General features: G+C 60.1%; 19 protein-coding genes. 9 read left to right on the forward strand and 10 right to left on the reverse strand.

Annotated features, from left to right (window positions below; all coding sequences use genetic code 11):
* The first annotated feature begins 44 nt into the window (after nucleotides 1–44).
* The 5 genes from nagK (at nucleotide 45) to ABLU95_RS16545 (ending at nucleotide 5870) form a co-directional block, all read left to right on the forward strand.
* Nucleotides 45–956, forward strand: a complete 912-nt coding sequence (gene nagK, locus ABLU95_RS16525; RefSeq protein ID WP_348879983.1) for an N-acetylglucosamine kinase — start codon at nucleotides 45–47, stop codon at nucleotides 954–956.
* A gap of 14 nt (nucleotides 957–970) precedes the next feature.
* Nucleotides 971–1801: a Sir2 family NAD+-dependent deacetylase gene (cobB, locus tag ABLU95_RS16530; protein ID WP_178962957.1), complete on the forward strand. Its 831-nt coding sequence runs from the start codon at nucleotides 971–973 to the stop codon at nucleotides 1799–1801.
* A gap of 90 nt (nucleotides 1802–1891) precedes the next feature.
* Entirely contained in the window at nucleotides 1892–2236 is a 345-nt protein-coding gene (locus tag ABLU95_RS16535) for a hypothetical protein (RefSeq protein WP_348879985.1), read from the forward strand.
* A gap of 284 nt (nucleotides 2237–2520) precedes the next feature.
* Nucleotides 2521–4149 carry a long-chain fatty acid--CoA ligase gene (locus ABLU95_RS16540; RefSeq protein ID WP_348879987.1) on the forward strand — a complete coding sequence of 543 codons (1629 nt, stop codon included), beginning with the start codon at nucleotides 2521–2523 and terminating at the stop codon, nucleotides 4147–4149.
* Nucleotides 4146–5870, forward strand: coding sequence for an aldehyde dehydrogenase family protein (locus tag ABLU95_RS16545; protein WP_065883854.1), 1725 nt, complete (start codon nucleotides 4146–4148; stop codon nucleotides 5868–5870). Before ABLU95_RS16540 ends, ABLU95_RS16545 begins: the two co-directional genes overlap by 4 nt.
* Nucleotides 5871–5915: 45 nt before the next feature.
* Here the strand turns inward: ABLU95_RS16545 and potD are convergent, their stop codons facing one another.
* From potD to potA, 4 genes are read right to left on the reverse strand one after another with little or no spacing between them, the layout of a single operon-like run.
* Complete coding sequence (gene potD, locus ABLU95_RS16550; protein WP_277475828.1) at nucleotides 5916–6962, reverse strand: spermidine/putrescine ABC transporter substrate-binding protein PotD; 1047 nt, start codon at nucleotides 6960–6962, stop codon at nucleotides 5916–5918.
* Complete coding sequence (gene potC, locus ABLU95_RS16555; RefSeq protein ID WP_004150813.1) at nucleotides 6959–7744, reverse strand: spermidine/putrescine ABC transporter permease PotC; 786 nt, start codon at nucleotides 7742–7744, stop codon at nucleotides 6959–6961. Before potC ends, potD begins: the two co-directional genes overlap by 4 nt.
* The gene (gene potB / locus ABLU95_RS16560; RefSeq protein ID WP_004150812.1) at nucleotides 7741–8598 is read right to left on the reverse strand and encodes a spermidine/putrescine ABC transporter permease PotB; all 858 of its coding nucleotides are present in this window, start codon (nucleotides 8596–8598) and stop codon (nucleotides 7741–7743) included. Before potB ends, potC begins: the two co-directional genes overlap by 4 nt.
* Complete coding sequence (gene potA / locus ABLU95_RS16565; RefSeq protein ID WP_087848973.1) at nucleotides 8582–9718, reverse strand: spermidine/putrescine ABC transporter ATP-binding protein PotA; 1137 nt, start codon at nucleotides 9716–9718, stop codon at nucleotides 8582–8584. The genes potB and potA overlap by 17 nt, the downstream gene beginning before the upstream one ends.
* Nucleotides 9719–9975: 257 nt before the next feature.
* Here potA and pepT point away from each other — a divergent pair, with 257 nt between their 5' ends.
* A complete protein-coding gene (gene pepT, locus ABLU95_RS16570) occupies nucleotides 9976–11208 on the forward strand; it encodes a peptidase T (protein ID WP_023289160.1) in 1233 nt (410 codons plus the stop codon).
* Between the two features lie 283 nt (nucleotides 11209–11491).
* Nucleotides 11492–11983, forward strand: a complete 492-nt coding sequence (locus ABLU95_RS16575; protein ID WP_023289161.1) for a transposase — start codon at nucleotides 11492–11494, stop codon at nucleotides 11981–11983.
* Nucleotides 11984–12357: 374 nt separating this feature from the next.
* Here ABLU95_RS16575 and ABLU95_RS16580 read toward each other — a convergent pair whose 3' ends face one another.
* From ABLU95_RS16580 to ABLU95_RS16595, 4 genes are all read right to left on the reverse strand, one after another.
* Nucleotides 12358–13479, reverse strand: a complete 1122-nt coding sequence (locus tag ABLU95_RS16580) for a cupin domain-containing protein (RefSeq protein ID WP_004206634.1) — start codon at nucleotides 13477–13479, stop codon at nucleotides 12358–12360.
* 85 nt (nucleotides 13480–13564) lie between these two features.
* On the reverse strand, nucleotides 13565–15031 hold the full coding sequence (gene phoQ, locus ABLU95_RS16585; protein ID WP_004206635.1) for a two-component system sensor histidine kinase PhoQ: 1467 nt from the start codon (nucleotides 15029–15031) through the stop codon (nucleotides 13565–13567).
* Nucleotides 15031–15702 (reverse strand): two-component system response regulator PhoP, encoded by a 672-nt coding sequence (gene phoP, locus ABLU95_RS16590; RefSeq protein WP_004206636.1) that lies wholly within the window; start codon nucleotides 15700–15702, stop codon nucleotides 15031–15033. Before phoP ends, phoQ begins: the two co-directional genes overlap by 1 nt.
* Before the next feature lie 41 nt (nucleotides 15703–15743).
* Nucleotides 15744–15962 (reverse strand): hypothetical protein, encoded by a 219-nt coding sequence (locus tag ABLU95_RS16595; protein ID WP_136070404.1) that lies wholly within the window; start codon nucleotides 15960–15962, stop codon nucleotides 15744–15746.
* Between the two features lie 21 nt (nucleotides 15963–15983).
* Between ABLU95_RS16595 and ABLU95_RS16600 the strand changes: the two genes are divergently transcribed.
* Together ABLU95_RS16600 and ABLU95_RS16605 are read left to right on the forward strand one after the other, a co-directional pair.
* Nucleotides 15984–16790, forward strand: a complete 807-nt coding sequence (locus ABLU95_RS16600) for an AraC family transcriptional regulator (protein WP_023289162.1) — start codon at nucleotides 15984–15986, stop codon at nucleotides 16788–16790.
* Between the two features lie 83 nt (nucleotides 16791–16873).
* A complete protein-coding gene (locus ABLU95_RS16605; protein ID WP_032452456.1) occupies nucleotides 16874–17236 on the forward strand; it encodes a cupin domain-containing protein in 363 nt (120 codons plus the stop codon).
* Nucleotides 17237–17290: 54 nt separating this feature from the next.
* On the opposite strand, the gene purB is transcribed toward ABLU95_RS16605, so the two are convergent.
* Together purB and hflD are read right to left on the reverse strand one after the other, a co-directional pair.
* A complete protein-coding gene (gene purB, locus ABLU95_RS16610) occupies nucleotides 17291–18661 on the reverse strand; it encodes an adenylosuccinate lyase (protein WP_004176557.1) in 1371 nt (456 codons plus the stop codon).
* A gap of 3 nt (nucleotides 18662–18664) precedes the next feature.
* The gene (hflD, locus tag ABLU95_RS16615; RefSeq protein ID WP_004140557.1) at nucleotides 18665–19306 is read right to left on the reverse strand and encodes a high frequency lysogenization protein HflD; all 642 of its coding nucleotides are present in this window, start codon (nucleotides 19304–19306) and stop codon (nucleotides 18665–18667) included.
* Nucleotide 19307: the final 1 nt, after the last annotated feature.

Below are 19307 nucleotides of genomic sequence, written 5' to 3' on the forward strand. Positions count from 1 at the left end.
TCGTCATCGTCGGCCTGGCTGACGACACAAGAGGAATTGCTGAAATGTACTATGGATTTGACATTGGCGGCAGCAAGATAGCGCTGGGCGTATTTAATCAGGAGCGGCGGCTGCAGTGGGAAAAACGCGTCGCCACGCCGAAAAGCAGTTATGAGGATTTTCTCCAGGCGGTGGAGGCGCTGGTCCGCGAGGCCGATGAGCGCTTCGACCGGCAGGGGACGGTTGGAATCGGTATCCCGGGGATGCCGGAAACGGCGGACGGCACGCTGTATGCCGCTAACGTGCCTGCCGCCAGCGGCCGGCCGCTGCGCGCCGACCTCAGCGCGCGACTGGGGCGCGATGTGCGCCTCGATAATGACGCCAACTGCTTCGCGCTGTCGGAAGCGTGGGACGATGAGTTTACGCAATACCCGCTGGTGATGGGGCTGATCCTCGGCACCGGCGTGGGCGGCGGCCTGGTGTTGAACGGTAAATCGATTACCGGACATAGCTATATCACCGGCGAGTTTGGTCATATTCGTCTGCCGGTGGATGCCCTGGAGGTGGTCGGGCGTGATTTTCCGCTGCTTCGCTGCGGCTGCGGCCAGCTGGGCTGCATTGAAAATTATCTCTCCGGCCGCGGTTTCGCCTGGCTGTATGAACATTTTTATCAGCAACCGCTTACCTCGCCGGAGATTGTGGCGCAGTGGCAGCAGCACGATCCGCGCGCCCAGGCGCATGTAGAGCGCTATCTCGATCTGCTGGCGGTGTGTCTGGGAAATATACTGACCATTGTCGACCCGGATTTGCTGGTGCTCGGCGGTGGATTATCTAACTTTACGGCCATTAGCGAAGGGCTGGCGCAGCGATTGCCGCGCCATCTTCTGCCGGTCGCCAGGGTACCGCGCATTGAGCGCGCGCGCCACGGCGATGCCGGGGGAATGCGCGGTGCGGCCTTCCTTCATCTGAGCCATTAACCACAGAGGTAGCTATGCAGTCGCGCCGTTTACATCGATTGAGCCGTTTTCGTCGCAATAAACGTCGGTTGCGTGACCGTCTGCGTCAGCGGATTTTCTTTAGGGAGGACAGGATGAAGCCTGAAGCGATGGCCAAACCGAGAGTGGTGGTGTTAACCGGCGCGGGCATATCGGCGGAGTCGGGGATCAAAACTTTCCGCGCGGCCGATGGCCTGTGGGAAGAGCATCGGGTGGAAGATGTGGCTACGCCGGAAGGCTTCGCCCGCGACCCGGCGCTGGTGCAGGCGTTCTACAACGCCCGCCGTCGTCAGCTGCAGAGTCCGGAGATCGCGCCGAACGCGGCGCATCTGGCGCTGGCGCGTCTGGAGGATCTGCTGGGCGACCATTTTCTGCTGGTCACCCAGAATATCGATAATCTGCATGAACGCGCCGGCAACCGCCGGGTGATCCATATGCACGGCGAGCTGCTGAAGGTGCGCTGTTCGTGGAGCGGCCAGGTGCTGGAGTGGACCGGGGACGTCACCGCAGAGGACAAATGCCACTGCTGCCAGTTCCCGGCGGCGCTGCGTCCGCACGTGGTCTGGTTTGGCGAAATGCCGCTGGGGATGGACGAGATCTACAGCGCGCTGGCCGAAGCGGATATCTTTATCGCCATCGGCACCTCCGGCCACGTCTATCCGGCGGCCGGCTTTGTGCACGAGGCGCGACTGCACGGCGCCCATACCGTTGAACTGAACCTCGAGCCCAGCCAGGTGGGCAGCGAGTTTGCCGAAAAGCACTACGGGCTGGCAAGCGAAGTGGTACCCGCCTTTATCGATAAGCTGCTGCAGGAAAACGCGCTGTAAACTGAATCAGCCTGCCGGGGGTCAGGGCGACGCCCACCGCTTCCGGCAGCGCTGTTGACAAGGATGTCACGTCATGACAGGAGTTAGACCATGCATCATCCCCTGGTCATTGCATCGATCGCCTTGATCGCGGCCATTATCGTCGGCATCTGGAGCCAGCGTGCGCTACCTGAATACGCTGATAGCCGACCGATCCTCTTCCTGCTGTGCCTGTTGATCGGCACCGGCAGCGCGTTGTGCCTGCTGCTGGATGGCTTAGCCCTGCTGTTCACCGGTCAGGTCGCGACGGGCGGTGTGCGGGTATACGGCCCCATGCTGCTGCTGGTGGTGCTGTGGAAACCCCTCAACGGGATCTTCGGCATCATTGAAGATTTTGTGCAACGGCGAGCCGAAAAAGGGAAGGACAAAGGCCAGCGCGACGGAGGGCGACGCTGAGCCGCTTTCCTCTGAGGCGCGCATCACTTACTCCAGGCTATCGTCAGTCCCCCGGCGGTCGCTCTGGCGATATCGCCCGGACCGGCGCCGGGCAATGCCCTTCATCATATCATTCTCGGTTTCTCCTTTCTGAGCGATTACCCGCGATAATTTTGTGCGTGACCGCTGATTTCTGTACGTTTTTTTGTGCATACCGGCAAATGTAGACCAGATTCAATAGGCGTCCGCACGTTCGCGCCGCGACCCTGTTCCCCCGCCCGGAAGTCTGCAAAGGAGACCCCGCCATGCCGTCACCGATGATTTATCAGGATCTCACCACCACCGCGCTGCTCAGCCATGCGGCGCAATACCACAGCGAGACGGAGATCGTTTCGGTGGGCGCCGGCGGTGAGAAAGAGCGCAGCTGCTGGGGGGAAGTGGCCAGCCGCGCTCAGCGGCTGGCATCGGCGCTGGCGTCGCTGGGGCTGCCGCCGGGCGCCCGCTGCGCCACCCTCGCATGGAACAATCGCCGCCACCTGGAGATCTATTTCGCCGTCGCCTCCGGCGGCTGGGTGACGCACACCGTCAATCCGCGGCTGTCGGTTGACCATCTGCGGTATATCCTCAACGACGCCGCCGACGAGGTGCTGTTCTTTGACCAGACCTTTTTGCCGCTGGTGGCGCAGCTGCTGCCGCAGCTGCCGACGGTGAAACACGTCGTGCTGATGGCGCCCCGCAGCGAAGCGGCGCTCAGCCAGCTGCCCTCATTGCTGTTTTTTGACGAACTGTTGCAGCAGGGGATGGCAGACTATCGTTGGCCGCCGCTCAATGAACTGACGCCGGCCTCGCTCTGCTACACCTCGGGGACCACCGGCCGACCGAAAGGGGTGTTGAATACCCATCGTTCGCTGGTCCTGCATGCCCTGAGCGGCAATCAGCCGGACGCCGCCGGGATCTCGGCCAGGGATAGCCTGTTGCCGGTGGTGCCGATGTTCCATGTCAACGCGTGGGGGACGCCGTTTATCGCCGCCATGGTCGGCGCGCGGCTGGTGCTTCCGGGGCCGCACCTCGATGGCGACAGCCTGCTGCAGCTGCTGGCCGCCGAGAAGGTGACGGTGGCGTTCGGCGTGCCGGTGATCTGGGCCGGTCTGTTGGCGGCGATGCGGCGGTCGGACATGCGGCTGCCTGATTTTAAACGCGCGTTTGTTGGGGGCTCCGCGCTGCCGCCGTCGATGATGGAGGCCTTTCAGCACGATTACGGCATTACGCTGATCCACGCCTGGGGAATGACCGAAACATCGCCCATCGGCACCATTAACACGCTGTTGAGCAAACATGACGCACTCCCGGCACCGGAGCAGCAAAAACAGCGTACCGGTCAGGGGCGGCCTATTTTTGGCATCGAGCTACAGGTGGTGGATGTCGAGGGCGACCCACTGCCGATGGACGGTCAAAGTCAGGGATATCTGCAGGTCAGAGGGCACTGGGTGGTGGAGCAGTACTATGGTCAGGACGAAAGCGCCCTGACCGCGGCTGGCTGGTTTGATACCGGCGATATCGGTACGCTCGACGCCAATGGTTATCTGGTGATCAGCGATCGGGCAAAGGATATCATCAAGTCCGGCGGCGAGTGGATCTCCACCGTTGAGCTGGAGAATATCGCCATCGCGCATCAGGCGGTGCGCAGCGCGGCGGCCATCGCCGCCCGCCACCCGCGCTGGGACGAGCGGCCGGTGCTGCTGTGCGTTCGCGTGGAAGGGGGCGAAGTGGAAGAGAGCGATCTGCTGGCCTGGTTTGAGAAACGGATGCCCAAATGGCAGATCCCGGACCGGGTGATATTTGTCGATGCGCTACCGGTCAGCGCCACGGGCAAGGTGCTTAAGAATCAGCTGCGCCAGGCCTATGGAGAGATATTAATGAGTGAGGGAAAATGAGCCACGCGCGACCCGGTCTGACGACCTGCTCTCAGTATGACGCAGCGCTGCACGCCTTGTCGGCGGCGCGCCAGCGCTGGGCGGAGACCTCAGTGAATCGTCGTCTGGCGCTCCTGCGCCAGATCAAGGATGCCCTGGCTTCAATTGCTCCTGCGTGGGTGGAGGCGGCGGCGAGGGCCAAAGGACTACCGCCAGGCGATCCGCTGACGGGCGAAGAGTGGCTGGCAGGCCCCTGCGCGCTGATGGTCGGCTGCAACGGGCTCATCGCCACCCTGGAGCAGCTGGAGGAGAAGACCTTTCTGCGGCGGATCCCGCTGCGGACGCTGGCGGACGGCCGCCTGGCGCTGCGGGTGGTGCCCGGCACGCTCTGGGATCGACTGTTGCTGTCTGGTGTTCGCGCTGAAATTTGGATGCAGCCGGGGGTCACCCGGGCCAATCTCGATCGCTGCGCGGCAGCCGCATACGATATCCCGCCGGCCGCGCGGCAGGGCAAGCTGGCGCTGGTGCTCGGCGCCGGGAATGTGGCCGCTATCGCGCCGCTGGACGTATTACACAAACTGTTTATTGAAAATCAGGTCTGCCTGCTGAAGCTCAACCCGGTGAATGATTATCTGCACGATCTGCTGGCTCAGGCTCTGGCGCCGCTGATCGCCATGGATGCGCTCCGCATCGTCACCGGCGATGCCCAGGCGGGGGCGTGGCTGACCACCCATCCCGCAGTCGATGAGATCCATATCACCGGCTCGCGGGAGAGCCATGACGCTATCGTCTGGGGCGACGGTGAGGCGGCTCGCCAGCGTCGGGCCGCCGGGACGCCGCTGAACCCGCGTCGGGTGACCTCGGAGCTGGGCGGCGTCAGCCCTACCATTATCGTCCCCGGTCCGTGGAGCGAGGCGGATATCGCTTTTCAGGCGCAGCAGCTGGCGACGCAGAAGATGAACAATGGCGGGTTTAACTGCGTGGCCAGCCAGGTGCTGATCCTGCAGCAGGGCTGGGAGCCGGCGTCGGCCCTGCTTAATCAGCTGTACCGGCTGATCGCCGCCAATACCCGTCCGGACTATTACCCCGGCGCGGAAAACCGGCTGACTGACTTTCGCCTGCGCGCCCGTCAGCCGCTGGAGATAGCCCGCGGCGACGCGCTGCCGTTGATTGTGGCGAACACCGAGGATGATCCTGACTTCTGCCAGCAGGAGGTCTTTGGCCCGGGGCTGTCGATCACCCGCCTTGAGGCCGACAGCGCGGAAAGCTTTTTGCGCCAGGCGATCGGCTATGCCAATCAGCGGCTGCAGGGCACGCTGGGGGCCAATATTGTGATCCACCCGCGCACCCGCAAGGCGATTGGGCGTAAGCGTTTTAACGCGCTGATCGCCGAGCTGCGCTACGGCACGGTGGCGATCAACTGCTGGAGCGGGGTGGCCTTCCTGTTAGCTCCCTGCCCGTGGGGGGCGTTTCCCGGCCACAGGCTCGACGATATTCAGAGCGGGCGGGGCAAGGTGCATAACAGCTTTATGCTGGAGAAAACCGAGCGCACGGTGATTGAGGCGCCGTTTCGGCCGTTTCCGCGCAGTCTGTGGCATGGCGAACTGACGCTGATGCCCCTGCCGCCCTGGTTTATTACTCACCGGGGGCAGGAAGCGGTGGCGCAGCGGCTGGTGGATTTTTACCATCGGCCGCGCTGGCGCAAGCTGCCGGCGATCCTCTGGCGCGCCCTGAGGGGCTAAAGTGAGAGCAAAAAAAGGGCGGAACCGCGGTTCCGCCCGGCGGGATTAGCGGCCCGCTTTCAGCTTCTGGTAATACTCTTCATAAATAGCGCTGGCGCTGCCGACGTCATTTTGCCATTCGCCTTTCTCGATGGTGGCGGCGTCCGGATAGAGCGATTTATCGTTGGCCACGGCCGGGCTGAGCATTTTGCGCGCCGCCAGGTTTGGCGTGGGGTAGCCGATGGTTTCCGCGACCTGCTTGGCGACATCCGGGCGTAGCAGGAAGTTAATCAGCTTCAGCGCGCCGTCGACGTTTTTCGCATTTGCCGGGATCGACAGGCTGTCCATCCAGAAGATGCCGCCTTCTTTCGGCCAGATCACTTCCAGCGGCGTACCAGCCTGGCGGGCGACGTAAGCCGAACCGTTCCATACCATGCCGAGGTTCACTTCGCCTTCCATATACGGGTTCGCCGGGTTATCGGAGTTAAACGCCGCGACGTTGGGCATCAGTTTTTTCAGCTCGTTATAGGCGGCTTCAATCTCTTTCGGGTCGGTAGTGTTGCCGGAATAGCCCAGCTTACGCAGCGCTATCTGGAACACTTCGCGCGCGTCGTCGGTCAGCAGCAGGCTGCTTTTGTATTCCGGCTTCCACAGGTCGGCCCAGCTGGTGACGGTTTTCGGATCGATAGCGTCGCTGTTGACGCCGATGGCCGTCGCCCCCCAGATGTAGGGGATGGAGTAGTCGTTATTCGGGTCGAACGGTTTGTTCAGCATCTGCGGATCGAGGTTGCTGAAGTTAGTCAGCTTGCTCTTATCGATCTTCTGCAGCATGCCTTCTTTACGCATCTTGTCGACGAAGTAGGTCGACGGGACGACCAGGTCGTACGCCCCATCTTTATAGGTCTTGAGCTTGGCGTACATGGTTTCGTTCGACTCGTAGGTCGAGTAGATAACCTTGATGCCGGTCTCTTTGGTGAATTGCTCCAGCAGGCCCGGCGGCACATATTCGGTCCAGTTGTAGAAGTAGATCGTTTTGCTGTCGTCCGCGTGGGCGGCGCTCATGCCGATTGCCAGAGCGCCCGCCGCGAGCAGGTGGCGTGACCATTTTTTCATTTTAACGTCCCCTGAGTTTTATCACGTGCAATTAACTGACTGGCGATGACCATCACCAGCGACAGAACCAACAGTATCGTTGCCAGAGCGTTCACCTCTGGCGAAACGCCGACCTTGACCATCGAGTAGATCTTCAGCGGCAGGATTTCATACCCCGGACCGGTGACGAACGATGAGACCACCACGTCATCCATCGACAGCGTGAAGCTCAGCAGCCACCCGGCCGCCACCGCCGGCAGGGCCAGCGGCAGGATGATTTTGCGCAGGATGGTCATCTCGCTGGCGCCCAGATCTTTCGCCGCCTCCAGCATCCGCACATCGAAGCCTTTCAGCCGGGAGTAAACGGTGACCACCACAAACGGCAGGCAAAAGGTGATATGCGAAAACAGCAGCGACCAGAAGCCAAGCTGGACGCCAATCAGCATAAACAGCACCAGCAGGGAGATGGCCATGACAATATCGGGCGACATCATCACCACAAACAGCATGCCGCTAACGAACGGTTTGCCGCGAAAACGGTAGCGGTACAGCGCCACGGCGGTTAGCGAGCCGATAAGGGTGGCGAAGGTCGCCGACAGCACCGCCATGGTCAGCGAGTGCTGGGCGGCCTGCAGCAGGCTATCGTTGTTCATCAGCAGACTGTACCAGTCGGTGGTGAACCCCTGCCAGTTGATGCCGAAACGCGACCGGTTAAACGAGTTAACGATCAGAATAATAATAGGGATGTAGAGATACGCGTAGATGGCGGTCATAAAGCCGCCGCGCAGCAGTCGACCGATCATTCCAGCTCCACCTTTTTATTCAGCAGGCGCGCCGCGCGCCAGTAAATCAACAGCATCAGGCCCATCACCAGGGTTAAGGTAATGCTGGTTGCCGCGCCGAACGGCCAGTCGCGAATATTGAGGAACTGGCTCTTGATCACATTGCCGATCAGCAGGTTCTTGGCGCCGCCCATCAGGTCGGAAACGTAGAACAGCCCCATCGCCGGCAACATGACCAGCAGGCAGCCGGCGATGATCCCCGGCATGGTCAGCGGAATGATGATGCGGATAAACGTCTGCAGCTTGCTGGCGCCGAGATCTTTCGCCGCTTCCAGCAGCGGCCGATCCAGTTTCTCAATGCTGGAGTAGAGCGGCATCACCATAAACGGCAGCAGGATGTACACCAGGCCGATAATCACCGCCGACGGGGTGAACATAATGCGTATCGGCGTGTCGATCACTCCTAGCCAGAGGAGAAACTCGTTCAGGTAGCCTTTGGTGCTGAGGAAAATCTTCAGCCCGTAGATGCGGATCAACGAGTTGGTCCAGAAGGGAACGATCAGCAGGAACAGCAGCAGGGGCCGCACCTTCTGCGGCAGCCGGGCAAGGAACCACGCAAACGGGTAGCCCAGCGCCAGGCAGGCGAGGGTCGCCAGCAGCGCCATGTTCAGCGAATGCAGCAGCACGTCGTAATAGAGCGGATCCAGCAGCCGCGAGTAGTTGTCCAGCGTGAAGACCAGCTTGACGAAGTTAGCGTCGTCGCGGGTCAGGAAGCTGGTGGCGATGATCATCAGGTTGGGCAGAAAGACAAACAGCACCAGCCAACCGACGATGGTGGCGATCACCACATTCTGGAATTTACTGGTGTTCTTCATCGGCCAGCACCACCTCCCAGCTCTCCACCCAATTGATAGACATTTTCTGGTCAAGAGAGTGGTCGAAATCCGGGTCGTCTTCATTAAAGAATTCGCTGACCATCACCATTTTGCCGTTTTCCAGCTCCACCACCGACTCGAGGGTCATGCCCTTATAGTTGCGCTCGCGCACATAGCCGATCAGGCCGTCGGCGTCGCTGTTGTGGTGGATCTCATCGACGCGCAGATCTTCCGGGCGCAGCAGGACATGCAGACGCTGGCCGGCCTCCACCGCAAAATTGACGGTGATGTTGCATTCACGCCCTTCCACGCTGGCCCGCACGCGCTGTTCGTCGATGCGTTCAATGACCGTGGCGTCGAAGATATTGATCTCGCCGATAAAGCTGGCGACGAACAGGTTTTTTGGCTCTTCGTAGATCTCGCGCGGGGTGCCGTCCTGTTCGATTTTGCCATCACGCATCACCACGATGCGATCGGACATGGTCAGGGCCTCTTCCTGGTCGTGAGTGACGAAGACGAAGGTGATGCCGAGCTTACGCTGCAGCGCTTTCAGTTCGTTCTGCATCTGCTTGCGCAGCTTGTAATCCAGCGCCGAAAGGGACTCATCGAGCAGCAGCAGGCGCGGTTTGTTGACCACCGCGCGGGCGATGGCCACGCGCTGCTGCTGGCCGCCGGAGAGCTGGTGCGGTTTGCGCTGGGCAAACGCCTCCAGCTGCACCATCTTTAAGGCATCCATCACCCGCGGAGTGATTTCCGCCGCCGGGGTTTTCTGCATCCGCAGGCCGAAGGCGACGTTCTCGAACACCGTCATATGCGGAAACAGGGCGTAGCTTTGGAATACGGTATTAACGTGGCGGTTTTCCGCCGGAACATGAGTGATATCGTGATCTTCGAGATGGATCCGTCCGCTGTCGACGTTTTCCAGGCCGGCGATAAGGCGCAGAACGGTGGTTTTACCGCAGCCAGAGGGGCCAAGCAGGGTGAGAAACTCACCATTGTTGATGGTCAGGTTAAGGTTATCGATGACCGTTTTACCATCAAAGCTTTTGCGAATTCCCGCCAGTTGCACCAGCGGCGAACGCGAACGCGGTTGTATATTCAATTTTTGACTCTGTCCCATGTAGACGCAACGGAAACTTCCGACCGCTGCGGGGTTTGTGATTAACCACCTTTGGGGTTGCACGTTTTTAATAAGGGCCAGCATTCTACGGCAAACGAGGGTAATCGCCAATCCTTGATACGCCTGCATAGTCTACCTTTACACCATAACGTCGGTTCCGTTATTAAATTTCGCTTTACGGGCTAAGAATGACCTGACGCAATATTTGTCTTTTCTGGCTTATCAATAATGTTGTCACAAAAGAAGAGGGTGGCTACATGGATAAATTGCTTGAGCGTTTTTTGCAGTACGTTTCTTTGGACACGCAGTCGAAGCCTGGCGTTCGTCAGGTCCCCAGCACGGAAGGGCAGTGGAAGCTGTTACGCCTGTTGCAGGCGCAGCTGGAAGAAATGGGACTGGTCAAGGTAACGCTGAGTGAAAAGGGGACGGTAATGGGAACCCTGCCTGCCAACGTCGAGGGCGATATCCCGGCCATCGGCTTTATCTCTCACGTCGACACCTCCCCGGATTTCAGCGGCAAAAACGTTAACCCGCAGATTGTCGAAAACTATCGCGGCGGCGATATTGCGCTGGGTATCGGCGATGAGGTGCTCTCCCCGGTGATGTTCCCGGTTCTCCATCAGCTTTTGGGGCAGACGCTGATCACCACCGACGGGAAAACGCTGCTGGGGGCGGACGATAAGGCCGGCATCGCCGAGATCATGACCGCGCTGGCGACCCTGCAGGCGAAAAACATCCCCCACGGCGATATCCGCGTGGCCTTCACCCCTGATGAAGAGGTCGGAAAAGGGGCGAAGCATTTCGACGTCGAGGCCTTTGACGCCCGCTGGGCCTATACCGTTGACGGCGGCGGGGTCGGCGAACTGGAGTTTGAAAACTTCAATGCCGCCTCGGTGACCATTAAGATCGTCGGCAACAACGTGCACCCCGGCACCGCGAAAGGGGTGATGGTCAACGCGCTGTCGCTGGCCGCGCGGATTCATGCCGAAGTGCCGGCCGACGAGGCGCCGGAGACTACCGAAGGCTATGAAGGCTTTTATCATCTCACCAGTATCAAAGGCAGCGTCGATCGGGCCGAGATGCACTACATCATCCGCGATTTTGACCGTAAGCACTTCGAGGCGCGCAAGCGCAAGATGATGGAGATCGCCAAAAAGGTGGGCAAGGGGCTGCACCCGGACTGCTATATCGAGCTGGTGATCGAGGACAGTTATTACAATATGCATGAGCAGGTGATCGCCCATCCGCACGTGGTCGATATTGCCCGCCAGGCCATGGTGGACTGCGATATCGAACCGCAGATGAAGCCGATCCGCGGCGGTACCGACGGGGCGCAGCTCTCGTTTATGGGACTGCCATGCCCGAACCTGTTTACCGGCGGCTACAACTATCACGGCAAACATGAGTTTGTCACCCTGGAAGGGATGGAGAAAGCGGTGCAGGTGATCGTGCGTATCGCCGAGCTGACGGCGGCACGAAAAGGGCATTAATCTTCTCAGGCAGCCCGGTAGGGCCGCGTGTCGGACAAGACGCCGGATGTCGGCTGCGCCTTATCCGGCCTGGGGTCCAACCGGTGGCCGCGGAACCCGTAGGCCCGGCAAGCGCAGCGCCGCCGGGCGGTCAACAGTAGAGCGGGAACTTGTCTTCGTGCCGGATGGCGGCTGCGCCTTATCCGGCCTACGGCCCAACCGGTGGCCGCGGAACCCGTAGGCCCGGCAAGCGCAGCGCCGCCGGGCAAAAGCGATAAGGCTAATACTGAGGAGGGAACCTCACATGTCTGACTATCGTCGCAGTTATATCCCCGGCGGCTGCTGGTTCTTCACCGTTAACCTGCAAAATCGCCACAGCGATCTCCTGACGCGGCATATTGCTCATCTGCGTATCGCTACAGCGCTGGTTAAAAGCAAAAAACCTTTTCTGATTAACGCCTGGGTGGTTTTACCGGAGCATATGCACTGCATCTGGACTCTGCCTGAGGGGGATACCGATTATTCCGGTCGCTGGCGGGATATTAAAAAAACGTTTACCCGGGCGCTGGCGCAGCGCCATATCTGGCAACCGCGCTTCTGGGAACATGCCATCCGTAATGAAGAAGATTACCGGCGGCATATGGATTACGTTTATATCAATCCCGTTAAGCACGGTTATGTCCGTCGGGTGCAGGATTGGCCGTATTCGACCTTTCATCGTGATGTGCGCCGGGGATGGTACCCCCCGGAGTGGGCGGGTGAGGTAAGCGAATTTGATGCAGGCGAGAGGCGATAATGCTCGGGTAAGACATTGCCGCCATCGAAACCACAAAGTGCCGGAAGGCGGGTAACGCCTTATCCGGCCTACGGTCCAACGGGTGACCGCGGAACCCGTAGGCCCGGCAAGCGCAGCGCCGCCGGGCGGTCAACAGCAGAGCGAGTGCCTGTCTTCGTGCCGGATGGCGGCTGCGCCTTATCCGGCCTACGGTCCAACAGGTGACCGCAGACCCCGTAGGCCCGGCAAGCGCAGCGCCGCCGGGCGGTCAACAGCAGAGCGGGTGCCTGTCTTCGTGCCGGATGGCGGCTAACGCCTTATCCGGCCTACGGTCCAACAGGTGACCGCGGAACCCGTAGGCCCGGCAAGCGCAGCGCAGCCGGGCAGGATGCCACTCAGTCGCCAAAGAACCAGTAGCCGCTGTTGACCAGCGCCGCCAGCATGGCGAGGAAAGAGGGATCTTCCAGCGCATCGCCAAAATGGTCGGCGCGCAGCGTTAGGTGGGTGGCTAAGGCGTCCAGCGCCGGGCGGTGCGGAGAGTTGATCTTCTCGCCATTGACGAACACCTCGCCGTCAATGCGCAGCACCCGCAGGCCGCCCAAGCGTTCCAGGGTATCGCCCTGCTGCAGGGCATCGTAAATTTCATCGGGCTGATACGGCGGCTCCGGCGGCGCGACGTCGAGCTCATGACGCGACTGAGTGATAAACTCGCCGAACCACTGCTTAAAGTGCTCCGGTTGGTTAATCAGCCCCAGCATCATCTCGCGCAGGCGGTCGAGTTCGGCCGGTAAAATATCCGCCGGATGGTCGCGGGAGGGCACGTCCGGATCGGCGTAGCGCTGGCTGCCCAGTTCGCGCTGGAGAACGTAGTCGGCAAAGCCGCTGAACAGCTCGCGGGCATTCGGCGCGCGATAGCCGACCGAATAGTTCAGCGAATTTTCCAGCGAATATCCCTCATGCGGGAATCCTGGCGGAATATAGAGAATATCGCCCGGCTCCATCTCTTCATCGATGATCGCCTCGAAGGGGTCAACCTGCAGCAGGTCCGGATGCGGGCAGTGCTGTTTCATCGGCACTTTTTCCCCGACGCGCCAGCGCCGACGGCCAGTGCCCTGGATGATAAACACATCATACTGATCCAGATGCGGGCCGACGCCGCCGCCCGGTACAGAGAAGGAGATCATCAGGTCGTCGATACGCCAGTCCGGCAGGGCGCGGAACGGGTGCATCAGCGCCGCCGACGGCTCATGCCAGTGGTTGACCGCCTGTACCAGCAGGGACCAGTTGTTTTCGCTCAGGTGATCGTAGCTTTCGAAGGGACCGTGACTGACCTGCCATTTTCCATCCTGATGGCTGACAAGGCGGCTATCGACCTCGCTCTCCATGGCCAGTCCAGCCAGTTCGTCCGGGCTCAGCGGGTCGATAAAATTGGCGAAGCCGCGCTTCAGTACCACCGGCCGTTTTTGCCAGTAGCGTTCGATAAAGTCAGGCCAGTTAAGCGTTAATTGATAATCCATATTGATATTCCACTGCAGGTGTCTGACAGGGATTATAACGGATGCGGCGCCCCGGCGATGCAGGCGCCGTGAAAAAACTCAACGATTAACTCTCTTTATCTTCCATCAGCTGGCGGCCAAACACCACCTCCATGCAGGCGCCGCCGAGCAGGCTCTCGCCGGCGATGATCTCCCCGTCATATTGTTCGACGATTTCCCGGGCGACGGAGAGCCCCACCCCCTGGCCGGGACGCAGAGTATCCGCTCGCTGACCGCGGTCGAAGACAGCGCGGCGCTGGCTCGGCGGGATCCCCGGCCCATCGTCTTCCACCAGAATGTGCAGATGGCTGTCGGTGGTCTGGCGCACGGAAACCTCCACGAACTCCAGACAGTACTTACAGGCGTTATCGAGAACGTTACCCATCACTTCCATAAAATCGTTCTGCTCGCCGACAAAACTGATCTCCGGCGAGATGTCGAGCGAGATATTGACCCCCTTGCGCTGATAAACCTTATTGAGGGCGGAGGTCAGGCTGTCGAGCAGGGGGGCGATCGGGTGCAGCTCCCGGCTCAGCAAGGTGCCGCCGCTGCGCATGCTGGCGCGATGCAGATAGTAACCAATCTGCTGCGAAATACGGCTGATCTGCTCCAGCATCACCGGCTCCGCCTCGTCGACGCTGATCTTCTCGCCACGCAGCGAGCGCAACGTGCTCTGCATCACCGCCAGCGGCGTTTTCAGGCTGTGGGTGAGATCGGTGAGGGTGGTGCGGTATTTGTCATAGCGTTCACGCTCGCTGCGAACCAGCCGGTTAAGGTTGCTGACCAGCCTGGTCAGCTCGCGGGTGGTGTTGGGATTGAGCTTCTCGCGGTGATGTTCCTCCAGCTCGCGCACCTCTTTGGCCAGCGACTCGATGGGGCGCAGGCTCCACCAGGCGGCGACCCACAGGAGGGGGATCACCAGCAACAGGTTGGCGGCCAGCACGTAGATAAACCAGCTCCACACCATATAGCTGCGCTTGAGCTCCACCGGGATGGTGTCGACCACCACGATACTGAGCTGGGGCATTTTGCTGGTGGCCGGGTAGAAGTTGATCGCCACCGAGTGGGTCATCTCCGAATCGTCGCCCTGTTCGCGGATGGCGTCCAGCTGTTCCTGAACCTCATGGTTATTGCGCAATAACATACTGCTGCTGTCGACATCGGCTTCAATTTCATGGAAGCCATTGCGTTTTAGCCAATCCGGTTGAATGCGTTTTGTCAGCCAGGGGACATCGCGCTGCGCCCACAGCAGTTTGCCCTTCTCATCGTAAATAAGGGTCACCGTCGGGCTTTCCATATTCAGATTTTCCGGGATATCGACGTCAATGGCGCCGTTCTCCCATTTGGCCAGCATATAAAAGAGATTGCTCTCGCCGCGCAGCAGACGGAAGGTGGTTTTATCGAAGCTGACGCTGTAGCCCACCAGCGCCACCATGCCATAAGCCAGGGAGAGCACCAGCACCACCCCGGCGGTCGCCAGCAGGAAGCGAACCCGTAACGACAGCGGGAAAATATGCCGCAACAGTCCCTTCATCAGCGCAGTTCGAACAGATAGCCCTGGCCGCGCACCGTGGTGATGACGTCCTGCGGGTATTCAGCCTGAATTTTCTTACGCAGCCGGCCCATCAGCACGTCGATGGTATGGCTTTCACGCAGTTCGGCATCCGGGTAAAGCTGGAGCATCAGCGAATCTTTACTGACCACTTTGCCGCGATTGCGGATCAGGGTTTCCATAATGGTGTACTCAAAAGCCGTCAGCTTGATCGGCTGGTCGTTCACCGACAGCTCGCGCCGGGAGAGGTCGACCTGGAACGGCGGCAGAGAGATCACCTGCGAGGCCAGGCCGCTATTGCGGCGCAGCAGCGCCTGCATGCGGGCGGCAACCTCTTCAATATGGAAAGGCTTGGTGACGTAATCATCCGCCCCGGCGCTCAGCACTTCGACTTTATCCTGCCAACCTTCGCGGGCGGTCAGCACCAGCACCGGCAGTGACACGTCGTGGCTGCGCCAGCGGCGGATCAACGATAATCCATCTTCGTCCGGTAGACCGAGATCGACGATGGCGATATCCGGGAGATGTTCGCCCAGATAGTAATCCGCTTCCTTGGCATCCTCTGCGGCATCGACCTGATGGCCCAGCTCCTGTAGCTGAACTTTGAGGTGGTGACGCAGCAGGGCATTATCCTCAACCACGAGTACGCGCATGGCTGTTCTCCCTTGCAATTTCGAAAGTAGTCTGACGCTTATTATATACGCAAAATATAAACAGCTGTTAAATAAAGCTTTTTATACAAACGGCGTGCAGCATCGCCGGGCAGGTCGGCGTTGGGCGGCGCCTTTTGCGCACGGGTATGGAACTCCTTCATTCTATGCGTAATTTCAGCAAACGCCCAGCGGCAGGGCGCGGGCAGCGGCGGGTTGGTGATGTTAATTTTTTGTGTAATAGTGCTGGAATTATCCCTCAATGACGCCGCAGGTTATCCATTATGTCTCAGCAGCAGAGCGCGGACTGGGTCAGGCTGGCGCAGTCGCCCAGTCGGACGGAGCGCATCGAAGCCTTCTTCGGCGGCCACGGCTATGAGCCGCACCGGCATGACACCTACGCCATCGGCCAGACGATCGCCGGCGTGCAGAGCTTTCACTATCGCGGCGGGCTACAGCACAGTCTGCCCGGCGGGACGATGGTCCTTCACCCGGACGAAATACACGATGGCGAGGCGGGCACCGAGGCGGGGTTTCACTACCGCATGGCCTATATCGAACCCGCGTTGATCCAGAAGATACTCGGCGGCAGGCCATTGCCGTTTATCCCCGGCGGCCTGTCGGCGGATCCACGGCTACGTCGCGCCGCGCAACCGTTGTTGAAAGCGGTCACGGCTACCTTCGAGCCGCTGGAGGAAGAGGACGCCCTGTACGACCTGGCGCAGACCCTGGCCGTGGTCGGTGGGCAGCGTTCCCGTCGCCAGGCGTTTGATTATCAGGCGGCGGAGAGGGCCCGGGAGTATATCCATGCCTGTTTTATGCAGGATATGACCCTCGACATCCTGTCGCAGGTCAGCGGCCGGGACCGCTGGAGCCTGAGCCGCGATTTCAGAACGCTGTATGGCACCAGTCCGTGGCGATACGTCATGATGCGCCGGCTCGATTTTTGTCGCCAGCGGATGCGCGCCGGGGAGCGTTTGGTGGATATTGCCGCCGAGGCGGGCTTTGCCGACCAGAGCCACATGACGCGCCAGTTTATCAGCCGCTTTGGCCTCTCTCCGGGGCGCTGGCTGCGGGCGATCCGCGGCTAAGGCGGCGCAGGTTGCACAATCGTTCAAGCGTGACCGCGGCGCGGCGAACTATGCTGACTGCCTTTATCACAAGGAGACAGCCTATGTATCAACTCGTTAATCTTGCTCACAAATTTTCCCTGTTCAGCGAACAATGGCAGCCCAAAGTGGTGGCCGAAATGAACGACTATCAGTTCAAGATCGTGCGCATCGCCGGCGACTTTATCTGGCACAGCCATCCGGAAACCGATGAGACGCTGATGGTGGTGGAGGGGGTATTGCGCGTGGACTTCCGCGACGGACATGTGCTGGTGAAGGCCGGGGAGATGATCGTCGTGCCGCGCGGGGTGGAACATAAGACCTCGGCGGAGATGGAAGCGAAGCTGCTGCTGATTGAACCGCGCGGGGTGCTGAATACCGGCCACGAGGGGGGCGAGCGGACGGCGGTGAACGACGTCTGGATCTGATCGCCTTCCGGCGATAAAACGCCCCTCTTTCCGGCGGAAAGAGGGGCAGGGCGCTTACTTCAGCTCGTCAACCATGGTGGTTGCCCGACCGATATAGTTGGCCGGGGTCATCGCTTTGAGACGCACTTTTTCCTCTTCCGGCAGGGCGAGGCTGTCAATAAACTGCTTCATCCCTTCCGCGTCAACGCGTTTGCCACGGGTCAGCTCTTTCAGCTTCTCGTACGGTTTTTCGATACCGTAACGACGCATCACGGTCTGGATCGGCTCAGCCAGTACTTCCCAGTTGTGATCCAGTTCGTCCAGCAGGCGATCCTGGTTCAGCTCCAGCTTGCTGATCCCTTTGAGGGTGGACTGATAGGCGATCAGCGCATAGCCGATGCCCACGCCGAGATTACGCAGGACGGTGGAGTCGGTCAGGTCGCGCTGCCAGCGGGAAACCGGCAGTTTGCTGGCCAGGTGCTGCATGACCGCATTGGCCAGGCCGAGGTTGCCTTCGGAGTTTTCGAAGTCAATCGGGTTCACCTTGTGCGGCATGGTGGAGGAGCCGATTTCCCCGGCGATGGTCTTCTGTTTGAAGTGGTTGAGCGCGATGTAGCCCCACACGTCGCGATCGAAGTCGATCAGAATGGTGTTGAAGCGCGCGATGCAGTCAAACAGCTCAGCGATATAGTCATGCGGCTCGATCTGCGTGGTGTACGGGTTCCACTGAATGCCCAGCGAAGTGACAAATTCTTCGCTGAACTGATGCCAGTCGACTTCCGGGTAGGCAGCGATGTGGGCGTTGTAGTTACCCACCGCGCCGTTGATTTTACCGAGGATTTCCACCTGGTTCAGCTGACGGTACTGGCGCTCCATACGGTAGGCGACGTTCGCCATCTCTTTACCCATGGTGGACGGCGTCGCCGGCTGGCCGTGGGTACGGGAGAGCAGCGGTACATCGCGGTACTGGGTCGCCAGATCTTTTACCGCGTCAATCAGCTTGCGCCAGTAAGGCAGAACCACTTCGTCGCGGGCGGTTTTCAGCATCAGCGCGTGGGAGAGGTTATTGATGTCTTCGGACGTACAGGCGAAGTGAATAAACTCCGACACGGCGTGCAGTTCAGCGACGTCAGCGACTTTCTCTTTCAGAAAGTACTCTACCGCTTTCACGTCGTGGTTAGTGGTGCGCTCGATGGTTTTGATGCGCTCGGCGTCTTCGACGCTGAAATCGGCGACGATTTTGTCAAGGAAACCGTTTGCGTCGGCAGCAAAAGCAGGAACTTCCTTGATCGCTGCGTGGGCGGCCAGTTTTTGCAGCCAACGTACTTCCACCTGAACGCGGAATTTCAGCAAACCGAATTCGCTGAAGATACCGCGCAGCGCGCTGACTTTATCGCCGTAGCGGCCGTCTACAGGGGAAACGGCGGTCAGTGAGGATAATTCCATAGATCACAACTCCGGGGTTAAATGAGCAAGAATTTGCTTTGCCTGGTTAACCAGACGATTACGGGAAAACATAAGCTGCAGACGTCCGCCGCCCACCTGATGCCAGAGCACCGCGGCGCGAATCCCCGCCAGCAGCGCTGAGCGAACTTTCGCCTGCACCTGCGGGCTTTGCAGCACGGCAGGGGAGCCGGTCACCTGAATACGCGGGCCCAGCGGGCTTATCACATCGACATAGATGCCCGCCATGGCGCTGAGCAGCGTTTCGGACTGCAGGTCAAAGTGCTCCAGCTGACGGTGCAGGCCGGCGATGCGGTTACCGAGCGTGTCCATCGCCCCTTTACTGGCGGCGAGCTTGCGCTCCAGCACCATCAGGCTCAGGGTATAGCGGGTGAGTTCCGCATTGAGGCCCTGACGGCTGCTGGTATTGAGCACCCCGAGCAGCGTTTCAAGGCCGAGGCGAAGATTGGCTTCACTGCCACCGAACACCGCCAGCGTCGACTCGGGATCGAGGTCGATGATGCTGTTCAGCGACACATGCAGGGCATCGCTGTCGCAATGTCCCTGATGCGCCAGTTGCTGAACCAGTCGCGCCGCCTGGCAAACGCCAGCCAGCGCCAGGGTGATGTCATAGTAATTCTTCGCCACA

The organism is Klebsiella sp. GG_Kp146, from assembly GCF_040061975.1.
GTDB classification, from domain to species: Bacteria; Pseudomonadota; Gammaproteobacteria; order Enterobacterales; family Enterobacteriaceae; genus Klebsiella; species Klebsiella quasipneumoniae.